At 50.8% G+C, this 26,160-nt stretch carries 15 protein-coding genes and 1 pseudogene; 4 read left to right on the top strand and 12 right to left on the bottom strand.

The annotated features are described in order from the left end of the window. Positions 1-234 precede the first annotated feature (234 nt). Positions 235-555 carry an ArsR/SmtB family transcription factor gene (locus tag F0L74_RS17950; RefSeq protein WP_149839534.1) on the top strand — a complete coding sequence of 107 codons (321 nt, stop codon included), beginning with the start codon at positions 235-237 and terminating at the stop codon, positions 553-555. Positions 556-773: 218 nt separating this feature from the next. Beyond that, positions 774-1,334 carry an RNA polymerase sigma factor gene (locus F0L74_RS17945; RefSeq protein ID WP_188316051.1) on the top strand — a complete coding sequence of 187 codons (561 nt, stop codon included), beginning with the start codon at positions 774-776 and terminating at the stop codon, positions 1,332-1,334. On the opposite strand, the gene F0L74_RS17940 is transcribed toward F0L74_RS17945, so the two are convergent. The 6 genes from F0L74_RS17940 to F0L74_RS17915 all read right to left on the bottom strand — a co-directional run bounded on the left by F0L74_RS17940 (position 1,329) and on the right by F0L74_RS17915 (position 12,958). Then, positions 1,329-2,099 (bottom strand): 3-keto-disaccharide hydrolase, encoded by a 771-nt coding sequence (locus tag F0L74_RS17940; RefSeq protein WP_246197758.1) that lies wholly within the window; start codon positions 2,097-2,099, stop codon positions 1,329-1,331. The two genes, F0L74_RS17945 and F0L74_RS17940, sit on opposite strands and share 6 nt — an antisense overlap. 10 nt (positions 2,100-2,109) lie before the next feature. Continuing rightward, a complete protein-coding gene (locus F0L74_RS33920) occupies positions 2,110-5,928 on the bottom strand; it encodes a glycoside hydrolase family 95 protein (protein ID WP_246197757.1) in 3,819 nt (1,272 codons plus the stop codon). Positions 5,929-5,990: 62 nt separating this feature from the next. Continuing rightward, positions 5,991-7,973 carry a plastocyanin/azurin family copper-binding protein gene (locus F0L74_RS17930; RefSeq protein WP_149839255.1) on the bottom strand — a complete coding sequence of 661 codons (1,983 nt, stop codon included), beginning with the start codon at positions 7,971-7,973 and terminating at the stop codon, positions 5,991-5,993. A 6-nt stretch (positions 7,974-7,979) separates the two neighbouring features. Next, entirely contained in the window at positions 7,980-9,797 is a 1,818-nt protein-coding gene (locus tag F0L74_RS17925) for a 3-keto-alpha-glucoside-1,2-lyase-like domain-containing protein (RefSeq protein ID WP_149839254.1), read from the bottom strand. An 86-nt stretch (positions 9,798-9,883) separates the two neighbouring features. Next, positions 9,884-11,965 (bottom strand): alpha/beta hydrolase family protein, encoded by a 2,082-nt coding sequence (locus F0L74_RS17920; protein ID WP_149839253.1) that lies wholly within the window; start codon positions 11,963-11,965, stop codon positions 9,884-9,886. A 27-nt stretch (positions 11,966-11,992) separates the two neighbouring features. Continuing rightward, a complete protein-coding gene (locus F0L74_RS17915; protein ID WP_149839252.1) occupies positions 11,993-12,958 on the bottom strand; it encodes a pectinesterase family protein in 966 nt (321 codons plus the stop codon). A 142-nt stretch (positions 12,959-13,100) separates the two neighbouring features. On the opposite strand from F0L74_RS17915, the gene F0L74_RS17910 reads away from it, so the two are divergent. Then, on the top strand, positions 13,101-15,416 hold the full coding sequence (locus F0L74_RS17910) for a DUF5703 domain-containing protein (RefSeq protein ID WP_149839251.1): 2,316 nt from the start codon (positions 13,101-13,103) through the stop codon (positions 15,414-15,416). Between the two features lie 127 nt (positions 15,417-15,543). Here the strand turns inward: F0L74_RS17910 and F0L74_RS17905 are convergent, their stop codons facing one another. Then, entirely contained in the window at positions 15,544-15,738 is a 195-nt protein-coding gene (locus F0L74_RS17905; protein WP_149839250.1) for a hypothetical protein, read from the bottom strand. A gap of 397 nt (positions 15,739-16,135) precedes the next feature. On the opposite strand from F0L74_RS17905, the pseudogene F0L74_RS17900 reads away from it, so the two are divergent. Further along, positions 16,136-17,170: pseudogene (locus F0L74_RS17900) on the top strand (PDDEXK nuclease domain-containing protein). A gap of 164 nt (positions 17,171-17,334) precedes the next feature. Here the strand turns inward: F0L74_RS17900 and F0L74_RS17895 are convergent. From F0L74_RS17895 to F0L74_RS17875, 5 genes are read right to left on the bottom strand one after another with little or no spacing between them, the layout of a single operon-like run. Continuing rightward, complete coding sequence (locus F0L74_RS17895) at positions 17,335-19,716, bottom strand: DUF4982 domain-containing protein (protein ID WP_149839249.1); 2,382 nt, start codon at positions 19,714-19,716, stop codon at positions 17,335-17,337. Positions 19,717-19,727: 11 nt separating this feature from the next. After that, a complete protein-coding gene (locus tag F0L74_RS17890) occupies positions 19,728-20,828 on the bottom strand; it encodes a glycoside hydrolase family protein (protein WP_149839248.1) in 1,101 nt (366 codons plus the stop codon). A gap of 7 nt (positions 20,829-20,835) precedes the next feature. Beyond that, positions 20,836-24,075 carry a glycosyl hydrolase gene (locus F0L74_RS17885; RefSeq protein WP_149839247.1) on the bottom strand — a complete coding sequence of 1,080 codons (3,240 nt, stop codon included), beginning with the start codon at positions 24,073-24,075 and terminating at the stop codon, positions 20,836-20,838. Further along, positions 24,075-24,968, bottom strand: a complete 894-nt coding sequence (locus F0L74_RS17880; protein ID WP_149839246.1) for a sugar phosphate isomerase/epimerase family protein — start codon at positions 24,966-24,968, stop codon at positions 24,075-24,077. Before F0L74_RS17880 ends, F0L74_RS17885 begins: the two co-directional genes overlap by 1 nt. A gap of 41 nt (positions 24,969-25,009) precedes the next feature. Next, positions 25,010-26,110, bottom strand: a complete 1,101-nt coding sequence (locus F0L74_RS17875) for a sialidase family protein (RefSeq protein WP_149839245.1) — start codon at positions 26,108-26,110, stop codon at positions 25,010-25,012. Positions 26,111-26,160: the final 50 nt, after the last annotated feature.

The raw sequence follows: 26,160 nt of genomic DNA, 5'->3' as shown, positions 1-26,160 counted from the left end.
TTGAACATCTTCTCAGTTAAGACACCTTAGTTTTAGTCAATAGGGCTATTCCTTGCTAATTAAATGTAGGATTTTTCATTAAACAGCTGCTTTTTTAAAAATCTTTTTTTAATGAATCCGGATTATGTACAATTACGTATGTAGCGTCCCTATTATTTATTTAGGGGAGCCGCCGTTCAGTAACCAAAGGGTTTCATTACTTTTGCATAGTAGGGCTAAAACCAGCGAACTATGATAAGACGGGACGTTTTTCAGGCAATTGCAGATCCAACCAGGCGGGAGATCCTTCACCTGCTATCGCAGAAATCCCTGCACCTCAATGCGGTGGCGGAGAACTTTGACATTAGCAGGCCTGCTATTTCAAAACATATAAAGATCCTGACGGAGTGCGGGCTGGTGGTGATAAAACAACAGGGCCGCGAGCGGTATTGTCATGCGGAATTAAAAAAGCTGCGGGAGGTAGCAGAATGGACGGCACAATACCGGGCCTTCTGGACAGAGAAACTGGATGCGCTGGATCAGTTCCTGTCAAAAGCGCCGCCTGCAAAACCATGATGCTCTGCTGTCTATTTGCCCCTTATCATCCGTAAGTGCGTTAATACTCAGTTAATGCTTACATGAAAAGTTGTTGTTACGAATCCGGGATATTATTTCTGTCGTATGTGTCTTTAACCGCCATTGATTTTGATCCGGATGCTCTCTCTTGTAGTCCCATACCAGTAACGCTGCCTGTAACTAAATCTATTGTTGAATCCAACCCAATAATCTGCTGCATGAACACAAACGACCAGCTATTATTAGACCGGCTGCAGGCAGGCGATGACAGTGCATTTACCCAACTCTTCAGCCTGTATCGCAGATGGCTTGTGTACGTTGCCCTAAACGTACTGGAAGATGAAACGGAAGCACATGACATGGTACAAGATTTTTTTATGGACTGTTGGGAGCGAAAGCTGTTTTCCAATGTGAATGTTTCACTGAAGAGCTTTCTGCATTGCTCCATCCGCAACAGGTGCCTGAACCGGCTCCGGGATGAAGCCCTCAGGAAAAAGAAATTGAAGCAGCTTTCCGGCTTTGCCATTGCGGCGCCCGGCAACACCACAGAACAACGGGACCTTTGGGATTGTGTTACCAACATGATACAGCGTGTAGCGCCTATGTCTGCAAGGGTATTCTGGCTTACTTACGAATCCGGCATGAACCGGAAAGAGGTAGCTTTAAAGCTGGGCATCAGCCCATCTACCGTCAAACATCAGCTGGCGCGGGCGGTCCGTATCCTGCGCGGCTCATTGGAACTGAAAGCAGTATTGCTTAATACTACTTCCCTGTCATAATTCCCTTACCCATATATTGCGGAAACTCACCTGACTGCCGTGTTCCTGTAACACCAGCGGCAGCTTGTCTGCATGGTATTCGTACTTAGGATAACCGGCATATACCATAGGGCCTTTGATGGCTACGTGGTGCTGTATTAATATGCCATTATGGAACACGGTGATATAGGCCGGGGTTTTCAGGGAATGGTCTGTATTGAATACCGGCGCTTCAAACACTACATCGAAAGCTTGCCAGGCTTGCGGTGGCAGACTGGCATTGGCCAGCGGCGTATACTGCTTGTAGATGCTGCCTGCCTGGCCGTTGTAGTAGATACGGGTATCGTATTGATAGCTTTCGTAGATCTGCAGCTCATACAGGCCCATAAAGAATACGCCGCTGTTGCCATAGTTATTGGCCCCATGATCTGTTTTGGGATCGGGCGTTTTCCATTCTATATGCAGCTGCATGCTGCCAAACGCGCGTTTGGTACGGATATCCTTTGTTTTGGGCACGATAGTGAGCTGCCGGCCTTTTACTTTCCATTTTACGGCGCTGCTATCCAGGTGCTCCCATTGTGACAGGTCTTTGGCGCCGGCAAATAACACGATCGCATCAGAAGGCGCATGGCCTTTTTTTGCGGGCGTTACTATTGGCGGCTTCCAGGACCAGTCTTCTGTTGCTTCCGCCTTTACCTGTTGCGCGGCCGCAGTATGTGTGAGTATAGAAAGCAGGCATATTAACAGCGCTTTCATGCCTGCAGCATCTTTTGATAATGCGTTCATGCCCGCGGCGTTATTTAATAAGCGTTAAACGATCGTCTGTTACCTGTAACTGGTAACGTTTCCCTTTTTGCGTATTGAGCTGCAGGGTTTGTTTACCATAACGCAGCTCACAGGGACCGCCTGCGGTAGCCGTTACCGTTAGGCGATCCAGCTTATGCTGACTCCAGCTCATATCCAATACAAAACCGCCCCTGGCGCAGATACCGCTTACCTCGCCGGTTGTCCAGGCATCCGGCAGTGCGGGCAGCAATTCTATATATCCCATATGGCTTTGCAGCAGCATTTCTGCAATACCGGAAGCGCCGCCAAAATTACCGTCTATCTGGAAGGGCGGGTGCGCATCAAACAGGTTGGTAAAGGAACCGCCGTGCACTTTGCCATTAAGTTCTTCTGCCGGCGCTAACAGCCCCTTTAAGATGAGCAGGGCATGATTGCCATCCTTAAACCTGGCCCACAGGTTCACTTTCCAGGCCAGGCTCCAGCCGGTGCCGCCATCGCCGCGGAATAAGAGGGATTGGCGGGCAGCTTTCATCAGGTCCGGGGATTGATCCCAGGTAATATCCTTGCCCGGGAATACGCCCCAAAGGTGAGATACGTGACGGTGCCTGCTTTCCGGATCATCTACATCCTGCATCCACTCCTGCAGCTGCCCATGTTTACCCACCTGGTTAGGAGCTATCTGTTTATACTTAGCTTGTAAGGTTTGAACAAAAGCGGCATCCGTATGCAGGATGCTGGCCGCCTGTATACAGTTATTGAACAGGTCGCGGATGATCTGGTGATCCATTGTTGGACCAGCCACCAGGCCACCATTCTCCGGTGAGTTGGAAGGGGTACTGATCAACCAGCCGGTAGCGCTATCCTTGACCAGGAAGTGCACAAAAAACTCCGCTGCTGCTTTCATAATGGGGTATGCCTGCTGTTGCAGGAACACCTTATCCTTTGTATACTGATAATGATCCCACAGGTGATGGGACAGCCATGCAGCGCCAGATACCCAGATGCCGTGGTTGGAGGCATTGATAGGCGCTGTAGCCCGCCACAGATCGGTATTATGATGCAGTACCCAGCCTGGCGCGCCATAATGCTCCTGTGCGGTACGGCGGCCGGTGACTGCCACATCTTTTATAAGACTGAACATAGGCGCTGTAAGGGGCGAGAGATGCAGTACCTCTGCCGGCCAATAGTTCATTTCGAAATTGATGTTAGTGGTATACTTACTATCCCAAGGCGGCGTCATCTGATCATTCCAGATACCCTGCAGGTTCATGGGCTGGCCGCCGGGGCGGGAGGCAGCAATCATAAGATAACGGGCATACTCCACATAGAGGGCCGCTAATGCAGGATCTGTAGCCGGGTTAAACTGGCGGATCCGCTGGTCTGTTGGCAGCTGTGTTTGCCCTTCGCCCAGGTTAATGGAAAAAGTATTGAAATACTGCTGATAGTCTTTGATATGCGCGGTGAGTATAGCTGTATAGTCCGGACGGGCCAGTTTAGCTATTACCTGTCCGCACAATGCAGCTGGGTTGCCGCTTACATCCTGGTAGTTCTTATAGCTGGTAGCGGCAGTCAGATACAGTGTAGCGGCGTTGGCGTCTGTAATGGTAATGGCGCTGTCAGATACGGTCACCCGTCCTTTTTGCGTGCTTACCTTTAGCCAGCTTTCGCCTTTTAATACGCCGTTGTGTACTTTCAGGGAAAGGGCAATGGTGCTATCGTTTATCTTGCGAAAATGGTATTCCGGCTGCGGCGTTTTAAGCGAGGCCGTAAAGCTGATGCTGCCTGGTTTATCTGCTGTTAATTGCAGCACAACGGCCTTTTGCGGCGCGCTGGCAAAATACTCGCGCGTGTAATGGATGCCGTTGGCTGTATAGGTAGTGCGCGCAATGGCGTTGGTCAGGTCCAGTTCGCGATGATAATCTGTGGCAGCGCTGGCGGTGTCCCTGAAATGCAGCCACAGATCGCCAAACGGCTGGTAAGCGGCCTCGTAACGAGATACCGGGGCTGCACTTTTGAGGCCCATGAAATGTTCCTCTGCCAGCTGCTCCGCTTCTTTTTGTTTACCGGCGGCTAGCAGGGCGCGGATCTGCGGCAGGTATTGTACTGCGCCGGGATGTGCATGTTCCCGCGGCCCATCCGTCCATAAAGTAGATTCGTTAAACTGCAGGTGCTCCGCGTTTACAGTGCCAAAGACCATAGCGCCCAGGTGACCATTGCCAATGGGCAATGCGGCGGTCCAGCGGGCAGCCGGGCGATCGTACCAGAGTTTTAGCGCTGCTTTATTTGCAGGCAATGGCGTAACGATATGGGAGAGCGTAGCGCCGCTGTAGATCTTTTCGCCGTCTGCAAAGATCTGCAGGCCTTTGCCTTTATGATACTTAGTGCCGGTCTTATCCCAAAGGATGGTGACCATACGGCCGTGATACGGCACCTGGTCCAGGCAGAACCAATCCCAGGTTCCGGCGGGTATGAGCGGGAAGAGCTCCAGTTGATCATCGCTTCTTGGTTTCAGACCTACCAGGTCACTGATCACCAGGTCGCAGAAACCGGAGTGATTATAATAGCTGCTGCGCGGGTCGTCTCCTTTGAGCCAATAGCCGTTCTTTTCGTCCTGGTATTCGCCCAGGTAAGGATGCCCGTTCTTGGTATGGGAGCGTGCATATGTTTGCAACGCACGGAAATAGACCTGGGGCGTCATGCCATCCTTGTTACGGTAACCGGTTAACAGGTTGGCTAACCCTTTTAAGGTTTGCGTGGTGGCAAAAGGCCAGATAGCGCCATCCCACTCGCAGCCACCGCTGCCATGGGTACGGAAAGCCGGGTGCCTTTGCTCTGCGGTGGTAATGCCCCAGGGACCGTTAAACCCTTTAGGGTCTGTTAGCTGTTGCCAGGCCTTTGCATATTTTACATTATCATCCGGCAGGTTAAAATACCAGGGAATAAATCCTATCTCTTCCCGTGCGCCGGATAGGCCGCCTTTGGCAAACTGCACTTTAAAGAAGGATGCGGTATCATCCCACAGCTGATCCTGCACATCTGCCTTTAGCTGTGCTGCCAGGCCCTCATAACGGCGCACCAGGCTATCGCGGCCGGCCATAGCGGCCAGCGCTGCCAGGGCTTTTGCATTGCCGTACATATAGCTGTTGATGGAGGGACGTTTATTTTTCTCTTTCCTGGAACCGCTGATGGATTCTTCCATGCCATCCCTTACATCAAACTGCCAGAACATACCGCCGGGCAGTTTTTTCTCCTGCTCCCATAAACGGTAGTCCGCATCCAGCGAGTCAAGCATGCTGATAGCGAAACGGCTGTCGCCGGTGGCGAGGAAATAATTATATACCGCATCTGCCGCCCAGCCACTGAACTGGTGAAAGCGCGGGTGCGGCTGCTGTTTATCTTTTTCGAGCCAGTAACGGATGTATTGATTTACGTACTGTGTATCGCGTAGCCACCTGCCCTCATATACCTGATGCCCCATGGCGCAGCTTAAGGCCTGGTACCTGCCGGCATGTTTTACCGGGATGATGAACTCTGTGAAGATGAAACCATCCGGCGTTTGTTTAAGGTGTTTGATAAAGCTGTACCAGCGGTAGTAATATATTTTTTCAATGGTGCTGTCCGGGCAGTCCAGTAACGGCGCTTGCTGCTCCAGCCATTGTGCGGCCTGGTCACCAGGTACATAGTTCACTACTTCTTTGTGATCGTCTATGCTGTTAAAGTAAGCTACATATTTTTTTAGCTTAGCGCTGTTCAACACTTTATGGTTTTGCTGCGCAGATAGCTGCGTGGCAGAAAGAAGGCATAAACAAGCTGCAAGAAATTGCTTCATACACAGTTTTGGTATTGGTCTGATAGTCATCAGTCGTTATCAATGATCGTTATGGCGGTTGGTTAGCGGCGCACCACTTTTAATATTCCTTTCATCACGGCATAATGTCCCGGGAAGCTACATATGTATGGATAATCGCCCGGTGTTTTAGGTGCTATGAAATAAATGCTCTGGGAGGTCTCCGGCGCCAGCAGGCAGGTATTGAACAATACATCCTTAGAGGCCGGTACATAAGCCAGGTTGGTACCGCTGAGGCCCATTTCCATGGCCAGTTTGCCAACGGCGTCGCCCTTACCAGGATTGGTGATCACCATATTGTGCAGCATATCATCGTTATTGTTGAAGGTAAGTTTTACCCTGCTGCCGGCGGGCACTTTCAACTCTGCCTGGTCAAACTTCAATCCCGGTTTGGTGCCTATCTGCAGCGTTATATCCGGCTTAGACCAGCCGGCGGGTTGTGTGGTCACACATTTGGCAGGATCGCTACCACATGCGCCTTTATTGGCGGCGGCAGTAGCAGCTACGCTACGGGGCGTAACGGCACAGGCCGGGCCACTGCCTTTTGGAATAGCGTTCAGCGTATAATAACCAACGTTATGCAGCAAAGGCTGGCCTGCCTGTGAGCGCAGGCTGCCGGCATTTACTTCGTGGATATAACCTTCGCGCAAGCCGTCTACATAAAGCCTTACGCGGCGGCCATCTTCCGATACTTCTGTCTTCACCACAGGACAAGGCTGCTGGTTGATGATAGGGCTGCCGTATGTTTTGTGGTAGCTATAGGTAAAGCCGGTAATGTTATACAGGCTATTATCCAACGCTTGCTTCTTATTAACGGGTGATGTGAACTCCAGCTCAAAACCATTGCTCTGGGCGCGGATGGCTTTTATTTCAAAAGGCGTAACGCCTTTAAAGTTCACGCGTTGCAGGCCATACAGGGCCGGGCCGGTAGAGGCCCATCCGCGGCTGGTCATCCCTACAAACAGGGAGTGATCGCTGCCCCATACCAGGCGCAGCACGCCGGAGGAGAATCCCTCCAGGAAGGGGAAACAGGCGCCCTGGTATTTGCCGTTGACCTTTTCTAAAAAGGCGCGCATTACCTTGCTATGCCCCTGGTCGCCTACGAGGATCTGCCCTTTAAAGGGACCAAATTCATCGGAATCAATAGTCAGCACCGCTGAAGTAGAGATGCCCATGAGCGTATGCGGGAACCATACGCTGGGCTCTTTGAAATGCGGTGTCTTTTTGGCAAAATCATGCAGGATACCGATGGAATCCGGGAACTGTTCCGGCTTTAGCTTAATAGGCGAACCATACTCGCCAGACCAGCGGAGGCCTGCCGGATGCCCGGCAAAATCGCCGTAGTCCAGCTGTGTGATCCTGCCGGAACCGATCCAGTCACCCTGGTTCTCCGCAAAGAACACATCCCCGTTCTCAGAAAAGCCGAAGCCGGCGGGTGAGCGCATACCAGCCGCAAAAGGCCGCATGGTACCATCCGGTTTTATCTGCATCATCCATCCCCTCCATTTGGCCAGGCTGGCGCCCCGCCCTACCCATGACAGGTTAAGCGTAACCAGCATATCGCCATTAGGCAGGAACAGCGGTCCGTAAGAATATTCGTGGTAGTTACCGGACAAAGGCCAGGAGGCCACCGTCTGGAACATATCCGCTTTACCATCCTGGTTTGTATCTGTTACCCTTGTGAGCTCTGAGCGCTGCGTAGTATAAAAAGACCCGTTATGCCAGGCCAGGCCCAGCGTTTCATGCATGCCATACGCAAAGCGGGCATACTGTGGCTGTTTAGATCTCTTTTGATAAGGGTCTGTGATCAGCCATATCTCCCCGTGCCGGGTAGCCACGCCCAGTTTATCATCGGGCGTAAATGCCAGGCCGCCTACTTCCAGCACTACGCTGTCAGGCACCGGTACATCAGTAATAGCATAATACTTACCTTCTTTTGCCTTCATACCTGTTTGTGCAGCTGCCAGGTGCGGCAGCAGCAAACTCCCCAATACTAATCCAAAGGCACTATATAACTTGCTCTTCATATCGTTTTACCAGATAATGGAATAATGTATGTCTGTTGTCTTATTGCCGGTTTCCAGGGGTAATACCAGGCGGTATTGACCATCGTCCTCCACGATCTCCGGCTTTACGGCTGTTTCTATGTAATAGTTCTTATCGTCTACCGCATAGCTGCCATCAGCGAGTTTTTCGATAATGCCGCCGCTGGCCAGCAACCAATAAGCCTTGTCCTTTGCCCCATTGCTGGTAACGGTCACATCGCGTTGCAGGCCTTTGCCATCCTGCCGGGGATGCAGGTAGTCTTCTACTTTCCATTGGTGCAGGGTGTAGAAGAACATGGGCAGGCCATCCGAGCGCAGCATATAACCACGGTTGGTATAATCGCTGCTATCTACCCGCATAGAATCCGGCCAGGGCGCTTTAACGGAAGATAGTTCTGCAATACAGGGAATGCCTGCCAGATCCAGCGTAGCGCCTAAAGGCCGGGCTAGTTGCTGTTCTCCACGCTCATGCCACATCTCTGCCACATCTATGTAGCGGCCATGCCAGGCCAGTAGCGGGCTATAGGTGACCATATCATACGCATAGTTGATACCAACCGGGGCACCCACAGACATGCTGTAGGCATCCACTTTTCCGCGATGTTCTATAAAGCTGCGCTGTATGGCCGGTTCGCCTTTGAGCACATATTCCATGGAGGGGCTTGGCTCTACCAGTCTTTCCGAAGCAGGCGTTGTTAAAGCGGTGAAAGGGATATGCGGCCCTTCGTATAGCAGCACCATGCATTCGTCGTAGTTAGCATAACTCAGTTGGAAATCATGTGGGCCGGCGGTTAGTACGGTATCGCCATAGAAAGCGCGCTGATAGTCGCGGGTGCCGCCGTTATTGGCGATCTCTTTGCCGTCTATCATCAGGCGTATAGGACCACCCGCGCGTATGCTGAATACATATTCTCCCTGCACCGGTAATTGCAGCTTACCTTCCAGCAGCAGCTGCGCACGTTTGTCGCCTACGCGGTAGGTAAGCGAATCCGTTTGGCCGGAGCGTACCGGCATTAACAGTTTAATAGTATCATGGTTCTTGTATACGCCTTTATATACATGGTATTGCAGGTTTGTTAAAGCAGCGCGCTTATCGTTATAGGTTTTGTAACGGATATTACGGAAGGCTACCGGTCCATTCTTTACCAGGAAGCCCAGGGGGCCGGTCTGCACCTGTTTCAGTAAAGTGTCCGTAGTAATGCTATCCAGTGATGGCTCCTGCTGGATGGTACGGCCGTTGAGCACTACCCTTTCAAAACCGGCTTCTGTAGTACCCGTGGCACTGTAGCCGGAACGGGCGGTTCTGAATTTTACCTCCAGGTGCTGCCACAAACCAGGCGCTTTACAGGCATTGAGTAAAGGAGCCTTTCCCTCTACTGCGCCACAATCATCCACCGTAACGCTATCCTTTAACCAGCTATCCTTTAATTGTAAGGGATATTTACCCTGGAAAAGCAGCGTAGCGCCGGCCTGGCCAGACAGCATAAAATCCAGCTCCAGGTCTATATCCCCATGCTCCATTTTTGTACGCAGCGTACTATTGCCTTTGGCGGTAGCAAATGCCAGGATGCCTTTGCCCTCTTTTACTTCCATCTGCTGCGGTTGTTGCCGGTTTACATACACATTGCCCGCCAGCTGCCAATTATTATCCGGGGCAGCGAAGGCATCCAGGTTATCCAGGCTAAGTACCTCCATGGGCAGGCTTTCGGGAGGCGCGGGCGCTTCCTCTTTCTCCTTCTTAGCGGATGAACAGGCTGCCATGCCTACGATGATGGCACTATGCAGCAAAAAAGATCTGACAGTCATTGACGCGATATCCAAATTGATTAATAATTCAGTGATTCATGTTTCCGTTTACCGTATAACAAGTATTTACAAACATACCGGCCCACTCATTGAAAAGCAAACCGCTTATCAACTATCTGCAACAGGTCCGGTATATCGTAATACCGCAGAACGCCGGGTATTACATCGCTATACTGGTCTTTTTCCATTACATGACGGATCATATCCGTAAAGGAATGCAGGTAAAGATCTGCCTGCAAATGGCTGATGCGCTCATCGATAGCAGCTGCATGCAGCGCTACCAGGGCCATTTTCCCAGATGCGCGTACGGTTATCCTGCTTTGATGAAAGGCGCTGTCTGCCTGCAGGTAATCCAGCAGCGACAACAGGTCTGTTACCCGCTGGCCGATAAGCGGCCGGCCAATATGCAGGGATGACATTACATTCCGGTATTCTTTGTTATAAAATTTGGTATTGTTAAACTCCGGCCGGTCTGCGGTCTCTCCGGTACCGCGCAGGTCAGGGAGCAATACGGCATAACCTTGCTGCAGCCAGGATTGGAGCAAAGCCGTGCTATCCAGCCAGGCTTTTTTACCCTGATCCTGCAGGGCTATCATTACCTGCCGAACGGGCCCCTGCGGGCGGAGCAGGATGAACGGTAAAACAGGCTCGCCCACAACGCGGAGCAGATAAGTCTGTGCCTGCCCGGCGGGATGTTGTATTGTGCTGACGGGTGTTACCTGTAGTGGATGTTTGATACTGTTTGCGCGGGTTGTCAGCGGCGGATGTTGCGCACTGGCGGGTTTCGCTACTGTTATGGAGCGGCCGGAAGGGGGAATGCCCAGTAATTTCCGGATCGTGTCTATTCTTGCCGCACCCGTTACCGTTTGCCGGAATAACCGGCGGCTGTTTTCCAGCGCCAGGGCAGTTTGCAGCAAATGCTCCTGCAGCGTAGCCTCTCCAGTCAGGCTATTGTTCAGTTCTCCGGTAGTGGTGCAGTTGAGATCAGCAGCGGTTAATACCGGCAGCGTGCCTTCCTGTACCGGGCGGTCATCCTTATACAACCACCTGCGGAACCAGCGGGCGGCCGCCTCTCGTTTGGGTAAGGAAATGCCGTGGCCATCATCCACCGTAACCAGCTGCAGCCGGTCAGTAGCGCCTAATACTTTATAACATTGTTGCGCTTCGCGGTAGGCGATCTCCACGCCGGTATAGTCTACAAAATCATAACGGCCGGCCAGTACCAGTAGCGGTTTAGGGGCCAGCATATGCATGTAATCTGCTATCTCCAGTCCGAGTTTTCCTTCGTTGGGGATCTGTACGCAGCCATCCAGCGGGCCTGCCAGCTCAAAGGTGCGCTCGCGGGTGGTGATGTAGCTGCATACTGCTGCTACTTTTATCCGGCTTTCATAGGCCATGAAATAAGCCGTTTGCGTACCGCCACCGGAGTTACCCAGGCAACCGATGCGGGCGGTATCCACTTCCTTCCTGCTTAGCAGGTAATCCAGGCCGCGCTCATTATCCCATAACTCATAGGCTGCCACGCTGGAGCCTATTAAGGCAGCAGCGGCATTGAGCAATGTATGCTCCGTAGTACCGCCGCGGGTGAGCGGTTTGCCGGCGTTATCTGTAAGCTGATGCCGTTCTCCCTGTGAAACAGGATCTATCATCAGCACCACCAGGCCTTGTTTGGCCAGCAGTATGGCGGTTTGCTGGTAAGATTCCGTAGCCTTTGCGGTGGCTTCGTGCCCACAGAATAACAACACCCCGGGAAAAGGCCCCTTGCCTGCCGGCACATATAGATTGGCGGTAACATGATGTTGCGGCAGGCTTTGGTAGATGACCTTTTCTATGTGGTAGCCATTTTGCTGCAGGGTGCCTGTTATTTTGGGCTCCAGTGCTACTTTCTCCGGCCACGGTCCCAGCAGCTGCCGGTAGGCAGTCCGTAATTGTTGCTGGTAGGCGCGCAAGCTAGCAGCAGATGTTAGCGCCTGCTGCCATTGCTGCCGGCGCAGATCGTAACGGGTATGCATTTGCTGCATGAGATAAGTGTTAAGCATTTCATCCGCGCGCCAGTCGATGACAGCGGGTGGCTGCTGCTGGGCATGTGCGGGATGGATGCCAATGACGAAAAGAACGCAGAATACGATCTTTGCATAATTGTATATATAACACTTATTAATCTGCATATGCGTTTAACGGCTGGCGATTGTTTGTTACAGTGGGCGCCAGTCTTTGAATATGTTTGTTAATGTTAGTTGTTTTGCTTGTTTTGCGCTGAGCTGGTGGCTCCAGGGAACGCGGGCGGTGGTAATAGCAGCAACGCCCGTATTCCCGTACTCCGCATAACGGGCGGTTTGCTCATTGTTTACCTGGTTCCAGTTGTGCCAGCCTTGTGGCAGAATGTGCGCACCCAGCGAACACTCTGCAAAGATCACTGCTGCGTAAGGGCGCCAGGGCCGGCCCAGGAATACTTTATTTACGCCGGTATCTGCCGTAAGGGTGCAATGCAGGAATACAAAACCATACTCCTGGTGATTGGTAGTAGAGGCGGCGGTAACATAAGAATTCTTTTTACTGTTGATGGTGCAACTATCAAATACCACAGTGGATGCGCCGAAGATAAAATCCGTAGTGCCGGTAATATAACAACCTTTGTAATACTGGCGGCTGCCTTCGCGCCCGGCGTACAGCGTATCCTGGTTGCCCAGGAGGCGGCAGTTGCGCACCGTGCAGCGGTCACCTTCCACATGCAATGCAACGGCCTGACCTACGGGCCCGGCGGCATTTTCTATGGTGATATTGTCTGCGGTGAAATCGTCACCTGTTACCAGCACGGTGTAGGAAGTAAAGGTATTATACTTGTCTTTTCCGGTAGGATCTTTGCCTGGGTAGGCTTTTCCGGAGTAATCAGCATTGGTGATAATGGTGCTGTCTTTGTTCTCGCCTATGAGGGTGATCATCGTTTTCCAGGTAGGGATGACCAGTTTTTCATGGTACACGCCATTTTTTATAAAGATCCTGGCAGGGACCTGCGCAAAATCACGCACGCTATTAACAGCTTCCTGTATGGTGGTAAAATTACCGCTACCATCCTGAGCTACTATGATGTCGTACTTTTTCTCCTGCGCTATTACCTGCACACAAAACAATAATAAAAAGCAAAGCGTCCGCATTTTCATCAACATGGAATTTTGATCCTCGCTAACGCGATCAAACTACAGAAATATCCAGGTAAATTAGCATTTTTTTACGCAAACGTTACCGGAACAACGGTTAGCGGAAACCTGGCGCGGGCGGCTTAACTTTACCCGTGAACTGCTTATGTACAGCCTATTACGATATATAACATCTGGTTTACTGCTGATCCTGTTTTTTCATTGTGCACGGGCACAATCTGATCTGGACGCCTGTAATATCACGTGGAGCCGGCAAAGCCGCCATGCCGGCGAGTCAATGCCCTGTGGTGGCGGAGATATAGGACTGAATGTATGGATGGAGAATGGGGAGCTGTTATGTTATATATCCCGCAGCGGCGCATTTGACGAGAATAATATACAGCTTAAACAAGGCCGGCTACGAATAAAACTTAGCCCCAATCCTTTTACACCCGGCGCACAGTTCCGGCAAACACTGCACCTGCAGCAAGGGTATATAGAAATTACCGGGCGCAAAGGCGCACAGGAAACAAACATACGGGTATGGGTGGAGGTACAGCGGCCTTTGGTGCATATAGATGTGAATAGCCGCCAGCCTGTGAAAGCTACTGCCCGCTATGAGAACTGGCGAAGGAAAGACCGGGTGCTGCGTGCGGGGGAACAGTTTGCTTCTTCCGGCTACAGAGGAGGGCCTGTGCCTGTGATCGTTTATCATGACAGCGTAGGCTTTGATGATAACAAAGTATTGTTTTATCACCGGAACCGGCATGATAAGTTACTATTTGATTTTACGGTGCAACAACAAGGGCTTAACCCGGTAAAGGACCAGTTATGGAACCCACAACAGGGACTTACGTTTGGGGGTATATTATGGGGGAATGATATGACGCCTGCGGGAATGCGGAAGGGTAAATATGTTAATACGGCGTATACCGCCTGGGAGCTGCAGAGTGTGCGGCCGTCACGGCAACAGCATGTGCGCGTGTTGCTACATACGGATCAAACGCCTGCGTATGGGGAGTGGTATAAGGGGTTGCAGCAGGCAGCCGCGATCACAGACAGCAGCGCGTTGCGCCAAACGCAGGATTGGTGGCAGGCATATTGGGATCGTAGTTATATCTTCATAGGGCGGGATAAATCTACGGCGGAATGGCAGGCTGGCCGCAACTACCAGTTGTTCCGTTATATGCTGGGCTGTAATGCCTATGGCAGCTATCCCACCAAATTTAATGGGGGTTTGTTTACCTATGATCCTGTATTCGTGCGGGACAGCTACCCATTTACACCGGACCATCGTAACTGGGGCGGCGGCACTTTTACCGCACAGAACCAACGGCTGGTATATTGGCCTATGCTTAAAAGCGGCGACTTTGATATGATGCGCCCACAGTTTGACTTTTACCTGCATGCCCTGCAGAATGCCACTGCCAGAACGCGGTTTTACTGGCAACATGACGGCGCCTGTTTCACTGAACAAATGGAAAACTTTGGGCTGCCCGCCGCCAGCGAGTATGGCTGGAACCGGCCGGCCGGTTTTGACGCAGGCGTGGAGTACAATAACTGGCTGGAATACGAATGGGATACGGTATTGGAGTTCTGTTTAATGATACTGGATTGGGAACGGTTCAGCGGGCAGGATGTTAGTGCTTATATGCCGCTTATAGAAAGCTGTCTGACGTTCTTTGATGAACATTATCAATATCTGGCTAAACAACGTGGCGAGGCCCCGCTGGATAGCAATGGGCGCCTGGTGTTATATCCCGGCTCCGCCGGAGAGACCTATAAGCTGGCGTATAATTCTGCTACTACTATTGCGGGGTTGTATACGGTTGCCAACCGGCTGCTGGCTTTACCCGCCAGCTATCTTACACCGGAGAAACGTATGCGGCTGCAGGGGTTACTGCAACGCATCCCTCCCCTGCCCTTCCGGCGTATGCATGGTTATATGATGTTATCGCCGGCGCAATCCTGGCAGCGTATTAATAACCAGGAAACACCGCAGTTGTACCCGGTCTTTCCTTATGGTATTTATGGTATTGGTAAACCTGGATTGGATACTGCCCGTAATACCTGGCTGCATGACACGGATGCTATTGCCCGCCGCAGCGCTGTGGGCTGGAAACAGGATAATATCTTTTGCGCACGCTTAGGGTTTGCAAAGGAAGCGGCTTATTATACGTTGGAGAAATTGAAGAATGGCCCTAACCGTTTCCCGGCATTCTGGGGGCCGGGATTTGACTGGACGCCGGATCTTAACCAGGGAGGATCTGGGATGATAGGGCTGCAGGAGATGCTGATGCAGACGGATGGGAAGAAAATTTATTTGTTTCCTGCATGGCCGATGGCCTGGGATGTACGGTTTAAGTTGCATGCGCCTTATGGGACAACGGTGAGTGGCAGGTTGAAAGGTGGGAAGTTGGTGGAATTCGAAGTGGAACCGGTGGAGAGGAAAGGGGATGTGGTGGTGATGGGGAGGGGGTGATTAGTGGGGGTGAGATAAATTGTCTACGCAGTGCGTAGACAATTTGAAGAGAGAAAACACCTCTGTATAGTGCAATGTAGTGCAGTAATTCAATTATGATTCCGCGAAAGTTTTTGGAGCCGAACAGTTACCATTGAGCTATTTCCTTTCGCAATTGCTCATTTGTCATATAGTTTCCCTTTAATATTTCCGCCTCGCCTTCTTCCAACTCCCGGTTGTATTCTTGCAGGGCTTTGGGCCGATCTATTAGTTTCAAGGTACATAACAGGCATTCCTTTTTGGAAGCATTGTCAATCCCATTATGATCAATAGGAATATCCATAACCTGATTTTGTGCAAGATTACAATTATTAAATGATTCCCAGCAGGCATACTGGCTTCTGCAAAGAGGTATTTATCAGATGGCATGTTACAAGAGGAAAAGCTGGTAAGACTGGAAGCAAAAGAAGGATACAATGCATTGAATATGAATTTTTTAATTAGAAAATAACTGGTTTTGCAATTGTCTCCGCCGTGCGGAGACAATTCGTATAGAATTAAAAAAATGCGAATAATTAGTTGATTCCGTGAAAGTTGGCAAGTAAAAGTCCACCTCTTATTCAATATTATTTATCATGTAACTACTTGTTTTAAAGTTCTTGTAAACTGGCTAATCAATTCAAAATCATTTTGGCAGTCTACACGTATGTATGTAGTTACAAATGCCTTAAACGCCAATTATGAGAAATAAGAGAATTGTATTAGCCAAAAATGAATTAAGAAATTTACTCAAAGAAATTGCCACGCTCATTAACCAAAGTAAACAACAAGTAGCGCTCGCCATAAATAGTGAGATCACTATGCTTTATTGGAATATAGGAAAGGCCCTAAATAGCAATATCCTTAGGCATGAAAGGGCTGAATATGGTGAACAAGTAGTAACACAGCTAGCGTTAAAGTTAACTGAGCAATTTGGTAAAGGCTGGTCTAAGCAGCAACTTTGGAATTGTCTCCGCAGTGCGGAGAGAATTCAGGATAAAGAGAAAATCTACGCATTGAGTAGAGAATTGAGTTGGACACATATAAAAATATTGATTTTCATTAATGAAGATATAAAAAGAGATTTTTATACCCAGCTTTGCCAAAGAGAGAAATGGAGTACGCGCATATTGCAGGAACGGATAGATAGCATGTTATTTGAACGTACCTCTTTGTCCAAAAGACCAGCGACACTGATTAAAAAAGAGCTAGCACTACTGAAATCTGAAGGAACAATGAGCCCGGATCTCGTTTTTCGTGATCCGTACGTATTAGATTTCCTTAATTTACGAGATACCTATAGTGAACAAGATATAGAATCTGCCATTCTAAAAGAGTTACAACAATTTATTATAGAGTTAGGTACTGATTTCGCCTTTTTGGCCCGACAATAAAGAATCCAGATAGACGGAGAGGATCATCGAATTGACTTATTATTCTACCATCGTGGGTTAAGGCGTTTAGTGGCCATTGATCTGAAGTTGGGTAAATTCAAAGCTGCATATAAAGGGCAAATGGAGCTATACTTAAAATGGCTTGATAAATATGAAAAGAAAGATGGGGAAGACACTCCAATTGGGCTAATCCTATGTGCGGAAAAGCAGCACGAGCAAATTGAATTGTTGGAATTAGACAAAGGTCATATCCGCGTTGCTGAATACATGACACAACTACCTTCCAAAGCTTTATTAACAAAGAAACTGCAAAGGGCAATGGCAGTGACAAAAAACAAATAGTTTCATTTAAATAGATTCTGAATCATTATAATCCCTTCAAAAGACCCTTATGGTGAGAAACGCTAATCTATATAAAAAATATATTATACGAATTGTCTCCGCAGTGCGGAGACAATTCGTATAATAAAAAACATGTACCTGATAAAATAAAGTACTCCGATCTATCACTCCGCCACCACCCTTACCTCCGCTCCTTTCAACCCATCTGCAGCCGCCTTTAACACAATATTCCCCTTCTCCCCTGTAGACTTTACAATCACCAGGCACCTGCCCTGCCAGGCTTTACGCCGGGGCAGCTGACAGCTTTCTGTACTGATGGGATTTGCATTGCCCACGCCGGCAATTACCCCGGGGCCTTCTACAGTGAAGCGTACCGCATTCTCTGCTCTGGTATCGCGCACACCGTTTTTATCCTGCAGTTCTACGGTAATGTAGCTGAGGTCCTGGCCTTTGGCGTGGATAGTGGTGCGGTCTGCGGATAGCTGCAGCTGTGCAGGCGCATCTGCTGTGCGGAGCGCAGCATTGCTTACTTCTTTACCCTGGCTATAGCCTACGGCCTTTAAGGTTCCGGGTTGGTAGGGAACCTGCCAGTGAGCGGTAAATTTATTGGACCGGTTGGTTGTTTTTTTACCCAGGGACTTTCCGTTGAGGAAAAGCGCTACCTCATCACAGGAGGAATATACTTCCACTTCCAAGGGTTGCTGTTCGTGGCCTTTCCAGTTCCAGTCTGCTACAACATCATGCCATTCCCAATGGCTCCAGTCTACTTTTTTAGGGTTGATGGGGAAAGAGGGCTGGGGTGGTTTTACGAAAACGGATACCTGGTTGGGCTTCCATAGTACATCGCGATAGTATGATTGCGGGCGCTTCCATCCGCAGATATCGATATCGCCACAGTAGGCCAGGTTCCAGGGATAGAAAGTCTGATCCTGCCAGTATCCCAGCCAACCGATGCTGGCCTCTCCTATATAGTCAAAGGCGGTCCATACAAAATCGCCTATTACCCAGGGATGGTCTGTAACGCCCATCCAGTAGTCAAATGCTTCGAGGGGTAAGGATTCTGTGGCGAACATTACCCGTGATGGCAAGCGCAGATGATCGGTATCGTATCTATCGCGGGCGTAGTTATAGCCGGCAATATCGAGGGTGGCCAGGAATGGGTCTTTATCCGGGGTTACGCCATTTACGCCGCAGGTAATAAAGCGCGTGGTATCCAGCGTGCGGATATAGTCGCTGAGCATTTTGGCTACTTTTACCACTTCCGGTTTTTCGCGGTTGGGTATTTCGTTGCCAGTGCTCCACATGATGATGGAAGGGTGGTTCCGATCGCGGTATAGCATACTTTCCAGATCGCGCTGCCACCATTCGTTGAAGTACAGGTGGTAGTCGTCCGGGTTTTTGCCTTGTGTCCAGATATCAAAGGCTTCGTCTATCACGAGCATACCCAGGCGGTCACAGGCATCCAGGAAAGCGGGTGAGGGCGGGTTGTGCGCGCAGCGTATGGCGTTATAACCGCTGGCCTTGAGGAGGGCGACTTTGCGTTCTTCTGCACGGTCATAGGCTTTGGCGCCCAGGGGACCGTTATCATGGTGTACACAACCACCTTTGAGTTTGATGGGCTGGCCGTTTAAACGGAAGCCATTTACGGCATCGGCGGTGATGCTGCGGATGCCAAAGGTGGTTTGTACGCGGTCTGTTAGCTGCGCATTGCGATATACTTCTGTAACGGCGGTGTATAAGACCGGCGTTTCTGTAGACCACAATTGCGGACGGGCAATGGTGAGATCCTGGTCATAGGGGCTGTCTGCTTTACCAGCCAGTTGTTGCGTGGCATTCACTACGCCCACTTCCTTACCGGCAGCGTTTATTATGTGTGTGGTGATCCTGAGAGGAGCTGCATCAGCCGCCTCGTTCACGATCTTTGTATTTATGTGTACGGTAGCCGACTGGGGGCTTACCTGCGGTGTGGTGATGTATGTGCCCCAGGGCGCTACGTGTACCGGATCTATAGTGGTGAGCCATACATGGCGGTAAATGCCGGAGCCGGCGTACCAGCGGCTGTTCTCCCCATCGTTCTTGATCTTTACGGCCAGTACGTTTTCTGCGCCAAACTTTACCCTGGGAGTAATATCGTACCAGAAAGATGTATAACCATAAGGATGTTTACCCAGGCGTTTGCCATTCAGATATACCTCCGCGTTCATATATACCCCATCAAACTGCAGCTGGATCTTTTTGCCTTGCTGTGCGGCAGGGATAGTAAAGGTTTTCCGGTACCAGCCGGTACCGCCGGTCGTAAAGCCGCCGCTTACCTGGCTTACGGCGTCCGGACTAAAGGGCGAGTTTGTGCCGGGCAGGTCTTCTATACTCCAGTCATGCGGCAGGTCGATCATCCGCCATTTGCTGTCATCAAACTCCGGCTTATCAGCGCCCTGCGCGCCGCCGCGGTGAAAACGCCAGCCGGCGTCAAAGAGTTGGGTGCGGCCAGTATCCTGGGCCTGTGCAGTGGTTGCTAACAGTAATAATATAGTGCTTAGTAATTTCATTGCGCTACGGTTCATTTCGTTTTTTCTTCTTTACCAAAGCGAAGGGCGCTTTTTCCTTTATCAACAGAAGTGGCCACGGCAATACCGCGCTGATCTGCCTTATTTACGGCGCAATAGAAATGGTATACTATGCCTTTGTAGTATACTACGCTGGATTTGTGTGCGAACATGCCGTCGAATGGCTCTGATGATTTGATAAGATCATCGCCGGTCCAGTCTGTCCAGTGTAGCAGGTCGTAAGAGCAGGCAAAGCGGTTAAAGGCGCCGCCTTTGTCTTTCCAGAAAGCGCCAAAATAGAACATTACCCATACGTCGTTAATGCGCTGGATCCAGGGATCGCCGGTGATGCCCGCGTGATGATTGAGTACCGGCTCTTTACCAAAACGTTGCCAGTGTAGCATATCGTCCGATACTGCCATGCCTATACGTTCCTTACCCCGCTTGGGGTTGATGCTATCGCCTTTGGCGTTGTAGTACATTATGAACTGGTGACCGGTTGCTTTGGAGCGGTCCCAAAGCACGGTGCTTTTATACTGCACATTGTTCTCCCACCAGCCGGCTTCTTTGTCAGAGGACATGAGTACCGGTTGTGGCAGCCGTTGTAATTCGTGCGGTTTTGTGGGGTCTTTGGTAGTATATGCCATGCCAATGGATAGTAAACCCTTTTCGTAACCACGGGTGTTGCCGCCTATGTACGACATCCAATATTTGCCATCATAGCGCTGCCATTCATAACTGCCACCCCATTCAGGTTCCTGTAAGGCGATGTAGCCTGCTTTCTGGTTATTATCCCAATCCGTAGTATCGGAGAATGACATTAGTTTACCCAGCGTTTCCCAATGCAGCAGGTCTTTGCTACCGGAGATCCAGGTCTCATATCCCCTGCCATCAAATTGGATATAAGTCATGTACCAATGGCCGTTCTTACGGAATACGCTGGGACAATCCAGTTTCTTGTTCTCTGTTTCCGGCGTTAATACCAGCCCGTATTTGTAAGGCGTTTTTACCTGGTCGTAAATGCGCTGCATCACATCCACAGGCACTTCCTGTTTGGTTTGCGCGCTGGCGGTGGCCAGCACTAAAAGGAAAATATAAGTGAATGCGATCCTCATCGTATACTTATTCTGTAGTTTTTAAAATATTAACCGGCCCCAGTAAACCTGCTTCCAATAGGGGTTTCCCTTCCAGGAGGCGGTAAGGCGCGGTGGTATGGGTGATCTGTTGCGCCGCCGGCAAGGTATGATCGCCTGTGAGGCGGTTAGCCCAGGTATTGGTTACTTCTATGCGCAGGGTATTCTTACCGCGGCGTATAGCGGTTGAGATATCCACACGGTAGGGCGCGGTCCATGCTACGCCGCAGGGCATACCGTTCAGGCTCACTTCCGCAATATTAGCCACTTTACCAAGATCCAGCCAGATGCGGCCGCCGGCTGCCGGTTGCCAGTCAAATGTTTGTGTATATACCACAGTGCCGGAGTAGTAGCGGATGGCGGCGTCTGTGTTTTTACTCCAGTCTTCCAGCTGGGTGAATGTAATGTGCTTGGCAGGGCCGCCTACCTTTGGATTGAATGCTGCCTGCCAGCTACCGGACAGTGTTTGCAGCGTTTGTGGCGTGGACCAGTTCTTACCGGTATGTTGCGCCTGCGCTTTTGCAGGCTTACGGAAGATGATAAACCAGGAACCGGAAGGATCAAATTTTAACGGTAGCTGAGTTACGCCATCTTTGCGCTCCCAATCTTTTGCATCTTTTATATCACCGGTTACCGGGTTCCATAACTCCGGGACCTTACCGTTTACGCGGAAGCTGCATGTAAGGATACGGGTACTATCCCATTGGCTGGAGACGAAATAGATATCTGCTTCCGGTGTACGGCGATGGGTATATAAAATACCGGTATCGCGCTGTTGGTGCAGGGTATCCCAGGCGGCAAAATCAGGCTGCAGTTTCCAGTTGTTCCAGTTACCGGGTCTTAATGTTTTTATGATGTTATGCAGGGTATCCTCACTTGCCGGGAAGTGTGAAAGGCCTGGCGTATGGTCTGGCTGGTCTGCCATGAGTATGTTGGCGCCTGCGGCTGCCAGTTCACGTAAACGGGTTGCTACTTCAGATGACATCATTCCGCCATCCGGTGATAAGGCGTGTGCGCCTGGTATCAATAAGGCCTGGTAGCTGGCGCCGCCCGGTAACTCTATGCGGCCGTTATGCACTTTAGCCAGGGATAATGCATCCGGGTTAAAGGAGTCATAATTGATGAATTGCAACCCGGGATATTTAGCCAATATCCGTTCTGGTAGCACCGCGCGGCGCGGAATCTCTTCTCCGGTAAATACGGCCAGGTCTATTACGGGGCGGCCCTGTTGTAAGAGCGCCTGGCAGCGTTGTGCGTAGGAGACCCAGGCACGGCCGGGTTTCCACCAGGTCTGATCCCGTTGAAAGTAAAGTCCTATGCCGTCCAGGGTCATGCCAGGCTGACGGTCCATCCAGGGATTGTGGGCGAATACATGGTAGACCAGGCGGTTAATGCCGGCTGCATAGTTCTTATCCTGCAGGGCTTTTAACATGCCGGGATATTCATCCCAGGCTAAACGTAATTCCGTGAAGGCTTCTGCCTGTATGATAGGTTTCCCGTAGATATGCGCGCCGGAAATAGCGTCTGCCATATCGTTGGGTTTGTCATGGGTGGGAGAACGTAACCAGAACTCACCCATGGGGATGTCTACGGCACGGAAATGCGCCATGCCATCACTGGTCATGGTGGGCGCCACGTTCTCTGCGCTAAAGCTGCAGCCTTTTTCGCGGGCCAGTTTACCCATAGTGCCGTAGAAGTTATCTACCACCAGCTCTGCGATGGTCTGACGGATATCGTGTAAGAAACGTTCGGAAATAGCGGCGCTTTGCACCGGTATGCCAGCCATGGCCGGCAGATAAGTAAACAGATCGTATCCACGGCGGCGGCGGAACTCCTCCCGGAATACCGGCGACCAGTTCTGGCTGCCGCATTCCCAACTATCTATATGAAACACTTTCAGCACGCGCTCTGCCAGTGAAGGGCCTACCTGGCGATAGATCTCGCCAAACCATTGATCAAACTGCAGGCGGATAGCCGCAGGGTTGAACTTGTCGCACTCCAGGCCTATACCGCCGCCACCGGTAGCATTGGTGTGCCCGGTAGAAGTATGGCCTATCCGGAGGATGGTCCAGCGGCCGGGCGGCACCTGCCAATGCAGGCGGCCCTGTTTATCTGCTGAAGCGGTGAGATCAATGATCTTATCTAACGGCACACAGAGTGAATCCGGTAATTGCGTGGTCGTAGTAGGACGGCTCACGCGCCAGATCTCTCCTATTTTACCTTCGTATTGATTTAATCTTGGCTCGGCAGATAAGGTGATGCCGCATACTTTGAGCGTAGCTTTCCATTTAGCGGCGTCCAGGTCTTCTGCGCCGGCTTCTGAACCGGTGGTATCATAAGCGAAACGGAAAAAGCGTGCGGTGGTAGGCGTTATTACATGCGTTACGCCGGTATCATTATCCTGCCATCCGTGGCGAGGCGGCTCCAGGCGGCCCACAGTACGGAATGTATGGCCATCATCACTGGCCGTTACGATCAGGCGCTGGGCCTGGTAATTGGGGCCATTGGAGCGGATGTGGATATTGCGGCAGGTGAATGGCTGTTCAAAAGCATACTGGATCCAGCAGGCGGTATCGCTACGGAAATTCTCCCTGTTATTGGGGTCTGCCAGGAAACGGGCATCCCGGCCCGGTAAACTGGTGCTTATTGTTGGCACGGGCGTAACGCCCGCGCCGGGTAAAGCCGGATAAGCCAGTACGGCAATATCTTCATAATAGTTTTTGTAAGCCTGCGGTTGTGGCAAAGTTTCATCAAACAGGCGGTTGCCGGTCACCTGCGTTTCCGACCACACTATTTTTTGCATGGATAGCGCTGGGGTGATCCAGGGGCCACCTGCCAGGGCAAAACCATCGCAATCGTGCATGGCCAGGTGCAGGCCCAGGCGGTCTGCTTCCTGCATAGCATGGCGCACCATGGCCCACCATTCCGGCGTAAGCTGCACTACGGGCGGCTGCATGAGCGGCGGGTTAGCGGGGCCTTTAATGGGCATCAGGTAAGCGCCGCCAATACCGGCCGCCTTCATGGCTTCCAGGTCTGCGGTGATGCCTGCGCGGGATACGCTGGCCTGCATCCAGTACCAGAATACCCAGGGTTTGGCCGCAGGCGGCGGACGGCGGAAAGCCTGTTCCAGCCTGGGCGTTTGTGCGGACAACGAGCCGGTTAACAATAACAGGCAAAGGCCTGCAAATAATAATTTACGGAGGTGTTTTGTTACATTCAAATCTATCATTATGCCTGTTGAAAAACCGATTTCAGATATTTGGCGTTAGCGCCAAAGTTCCATTTCACATTACGCGGGTCTTTTGCATCGCGGGAGCGCTCTATGACGAGCCAGCCGCTCCAACCCATTTTATCGAGGGTGTGTTTTACCTTGGGCAGGTGGATGCGGGTGTTATCCTGCAGCCATACGCCATCTTTATCTGTGCAGTGGATCTGGGCAATACGGTGTTTGCCTAAGATACGCAACTCCTTCTGGAGGTCGCGGCCTCCTTCCAGTGCATTGGCAAAGTTGAAATAGCTTTGGATATTGGCAGAACCGATATCATCCAGCAGCTTCACCTCTCCTTTTGCATCCAGGGCCGTTTCAATACCGATGATCACATTGGCTTTCTCTGCCTGTTTGGCTACTTCCTGTAACCGTTTTACAATCACCGGGCGTAACTCCGGATGCTGCACCAGATCACCCTGGATACCCAGGGGCAGGAAAGCTACTTTTACCTGCAGCTGTTGCATAAGGTCTATACAATCCTGCACCATACGGTCTACACCCGGGCGCTCCGCAAAGGACTGCGCGTAAAAACCGGACATGGCCACGGAGGCGAACTCTATGTTGAGGCGTTTGGCTTCGTCAATGAATTTTTGGCGTAATGCGGCATCGGTGAGTTTGTTGTCAAAGGTCTCGCGGGTACCTAAACCGCCCATATCCAGCTCAACACCATCCGCGCCAATATCTTTGGTTAGTTGTAAAGCGCCCAGTTTCTGGCGTTTTAAGATCATCCAGTCACAAACGGCTATCTTGTAACGTTGCTGTGCTTGCGGCGCAGCTGCCCAGGATATTTGCCTGTCCAGTAAACCGGCGGTCAATGCCAGGGAAGTATTGAATAAAAATTTACGACGATCCATAACAATGTTTTTGTACGAACTACAGCTTTGTTGTCCGTGAATTATTCATTGGGCCATTGGCCGTTTTTGATCTCTTTTACCTGCAGCTGCTTCGGGTCTACTTTTACATATTTGATACGTTCCCTTCTCCAGGTGTATACGATATGTATAAAACCATCCCGCCCATAGATCACGGAAGGATAAGAGTACTGACTGATGGGAGAATCTTCCAGGATCAGCGCCGCATTCCATGTTTTGCCGTCTTTAGAAACAGATACATTCAAAGGTGTGCGGGGGCCCTTAGCTTTTCCATCCGGCGGCAGCACGTGGTTATATACCAACAGCTGACGGCCATCCGGCAGGGTCACTGCGTCTGTTCCGGAGTTATTGTTGGGCAGGTTAGTAGGCGCCATGGGCGACCAGGTACGGCCGTTATCTGTAGACCATGATTCCAGAATAGCGCGCTCCTTGCTTCTGCACAGGATCTGCATCCTGCCGCCGGGGTAAAACAGTACGCTGGGTTGTATGGCATTAAAGGTTTTACCATCATTGATGGGGCCTATCTTTTCCCAGGTGTTGCCCTGGTCTTTGGTCAGCTCAAAATGTACTTTCCAGCCATTGCTCTCTGTGCTGGAGGGGCATAGTAATGTACCATCCTTCAGCAGCACCGGTTTGTTCTTTACGGGGCCCAGATAACCTTCCGGTAAAGCTTTGGGCGCAGACCAGGTAATACCGCCGTCTTTAGAGGTTTTCATCCAGCCTTTCCATAATGCTACCTTAGCGCCTACTTTATAAAACAGGAGCAGGTCGCCGCCGGGTACCTGGTATAATACCGGGTTATAGCAGGCTACGCGCACGCTATCATTCAGTTTACCGTTGGCTACTTCTGCAGGGGCTGTCCATTTGTCGCTGTTGTTGGCTTTACGGCTTACCCATATGCACACATCCGGCGCGCCTTCTTTAGCGCCGCCAAACCAGGCGGCTACTAATCCCTGTTTGGTTTCTGCAATGGTGGAAGCGTGACAGGAAGGGAAAGGCGCCTGTTCAAATATGAACTCGTCTGTGATTATGCCGTGTTTCCAGGGCCTTGTTTCCGTTTGTTGCGCCTCTCCGCTGAAGGCAGTCAGTAATAATAGAGCTGCGCTAAAAATACGTTTATACATAGTTGTTGTTTACAAGTAAGTATCCCACACCTTTACAGGTGCAGGATACT

Source organism: Chitinophaga agrisoli, assembly GCF_008386695.1.
In the GTDB taxonomy this organism is placed as follows: domain Bacteria; phylum Bacteroidota; class Bacteroidia; order Chitinophagales; family Chitinophagaceae; genus Chitinophaga; species Chitinophaga agrisoli.
Note: the sequence above shows the minus strand (reverse complement) of the source record. Positions and strands in the feature narration are given on the sequence as shown.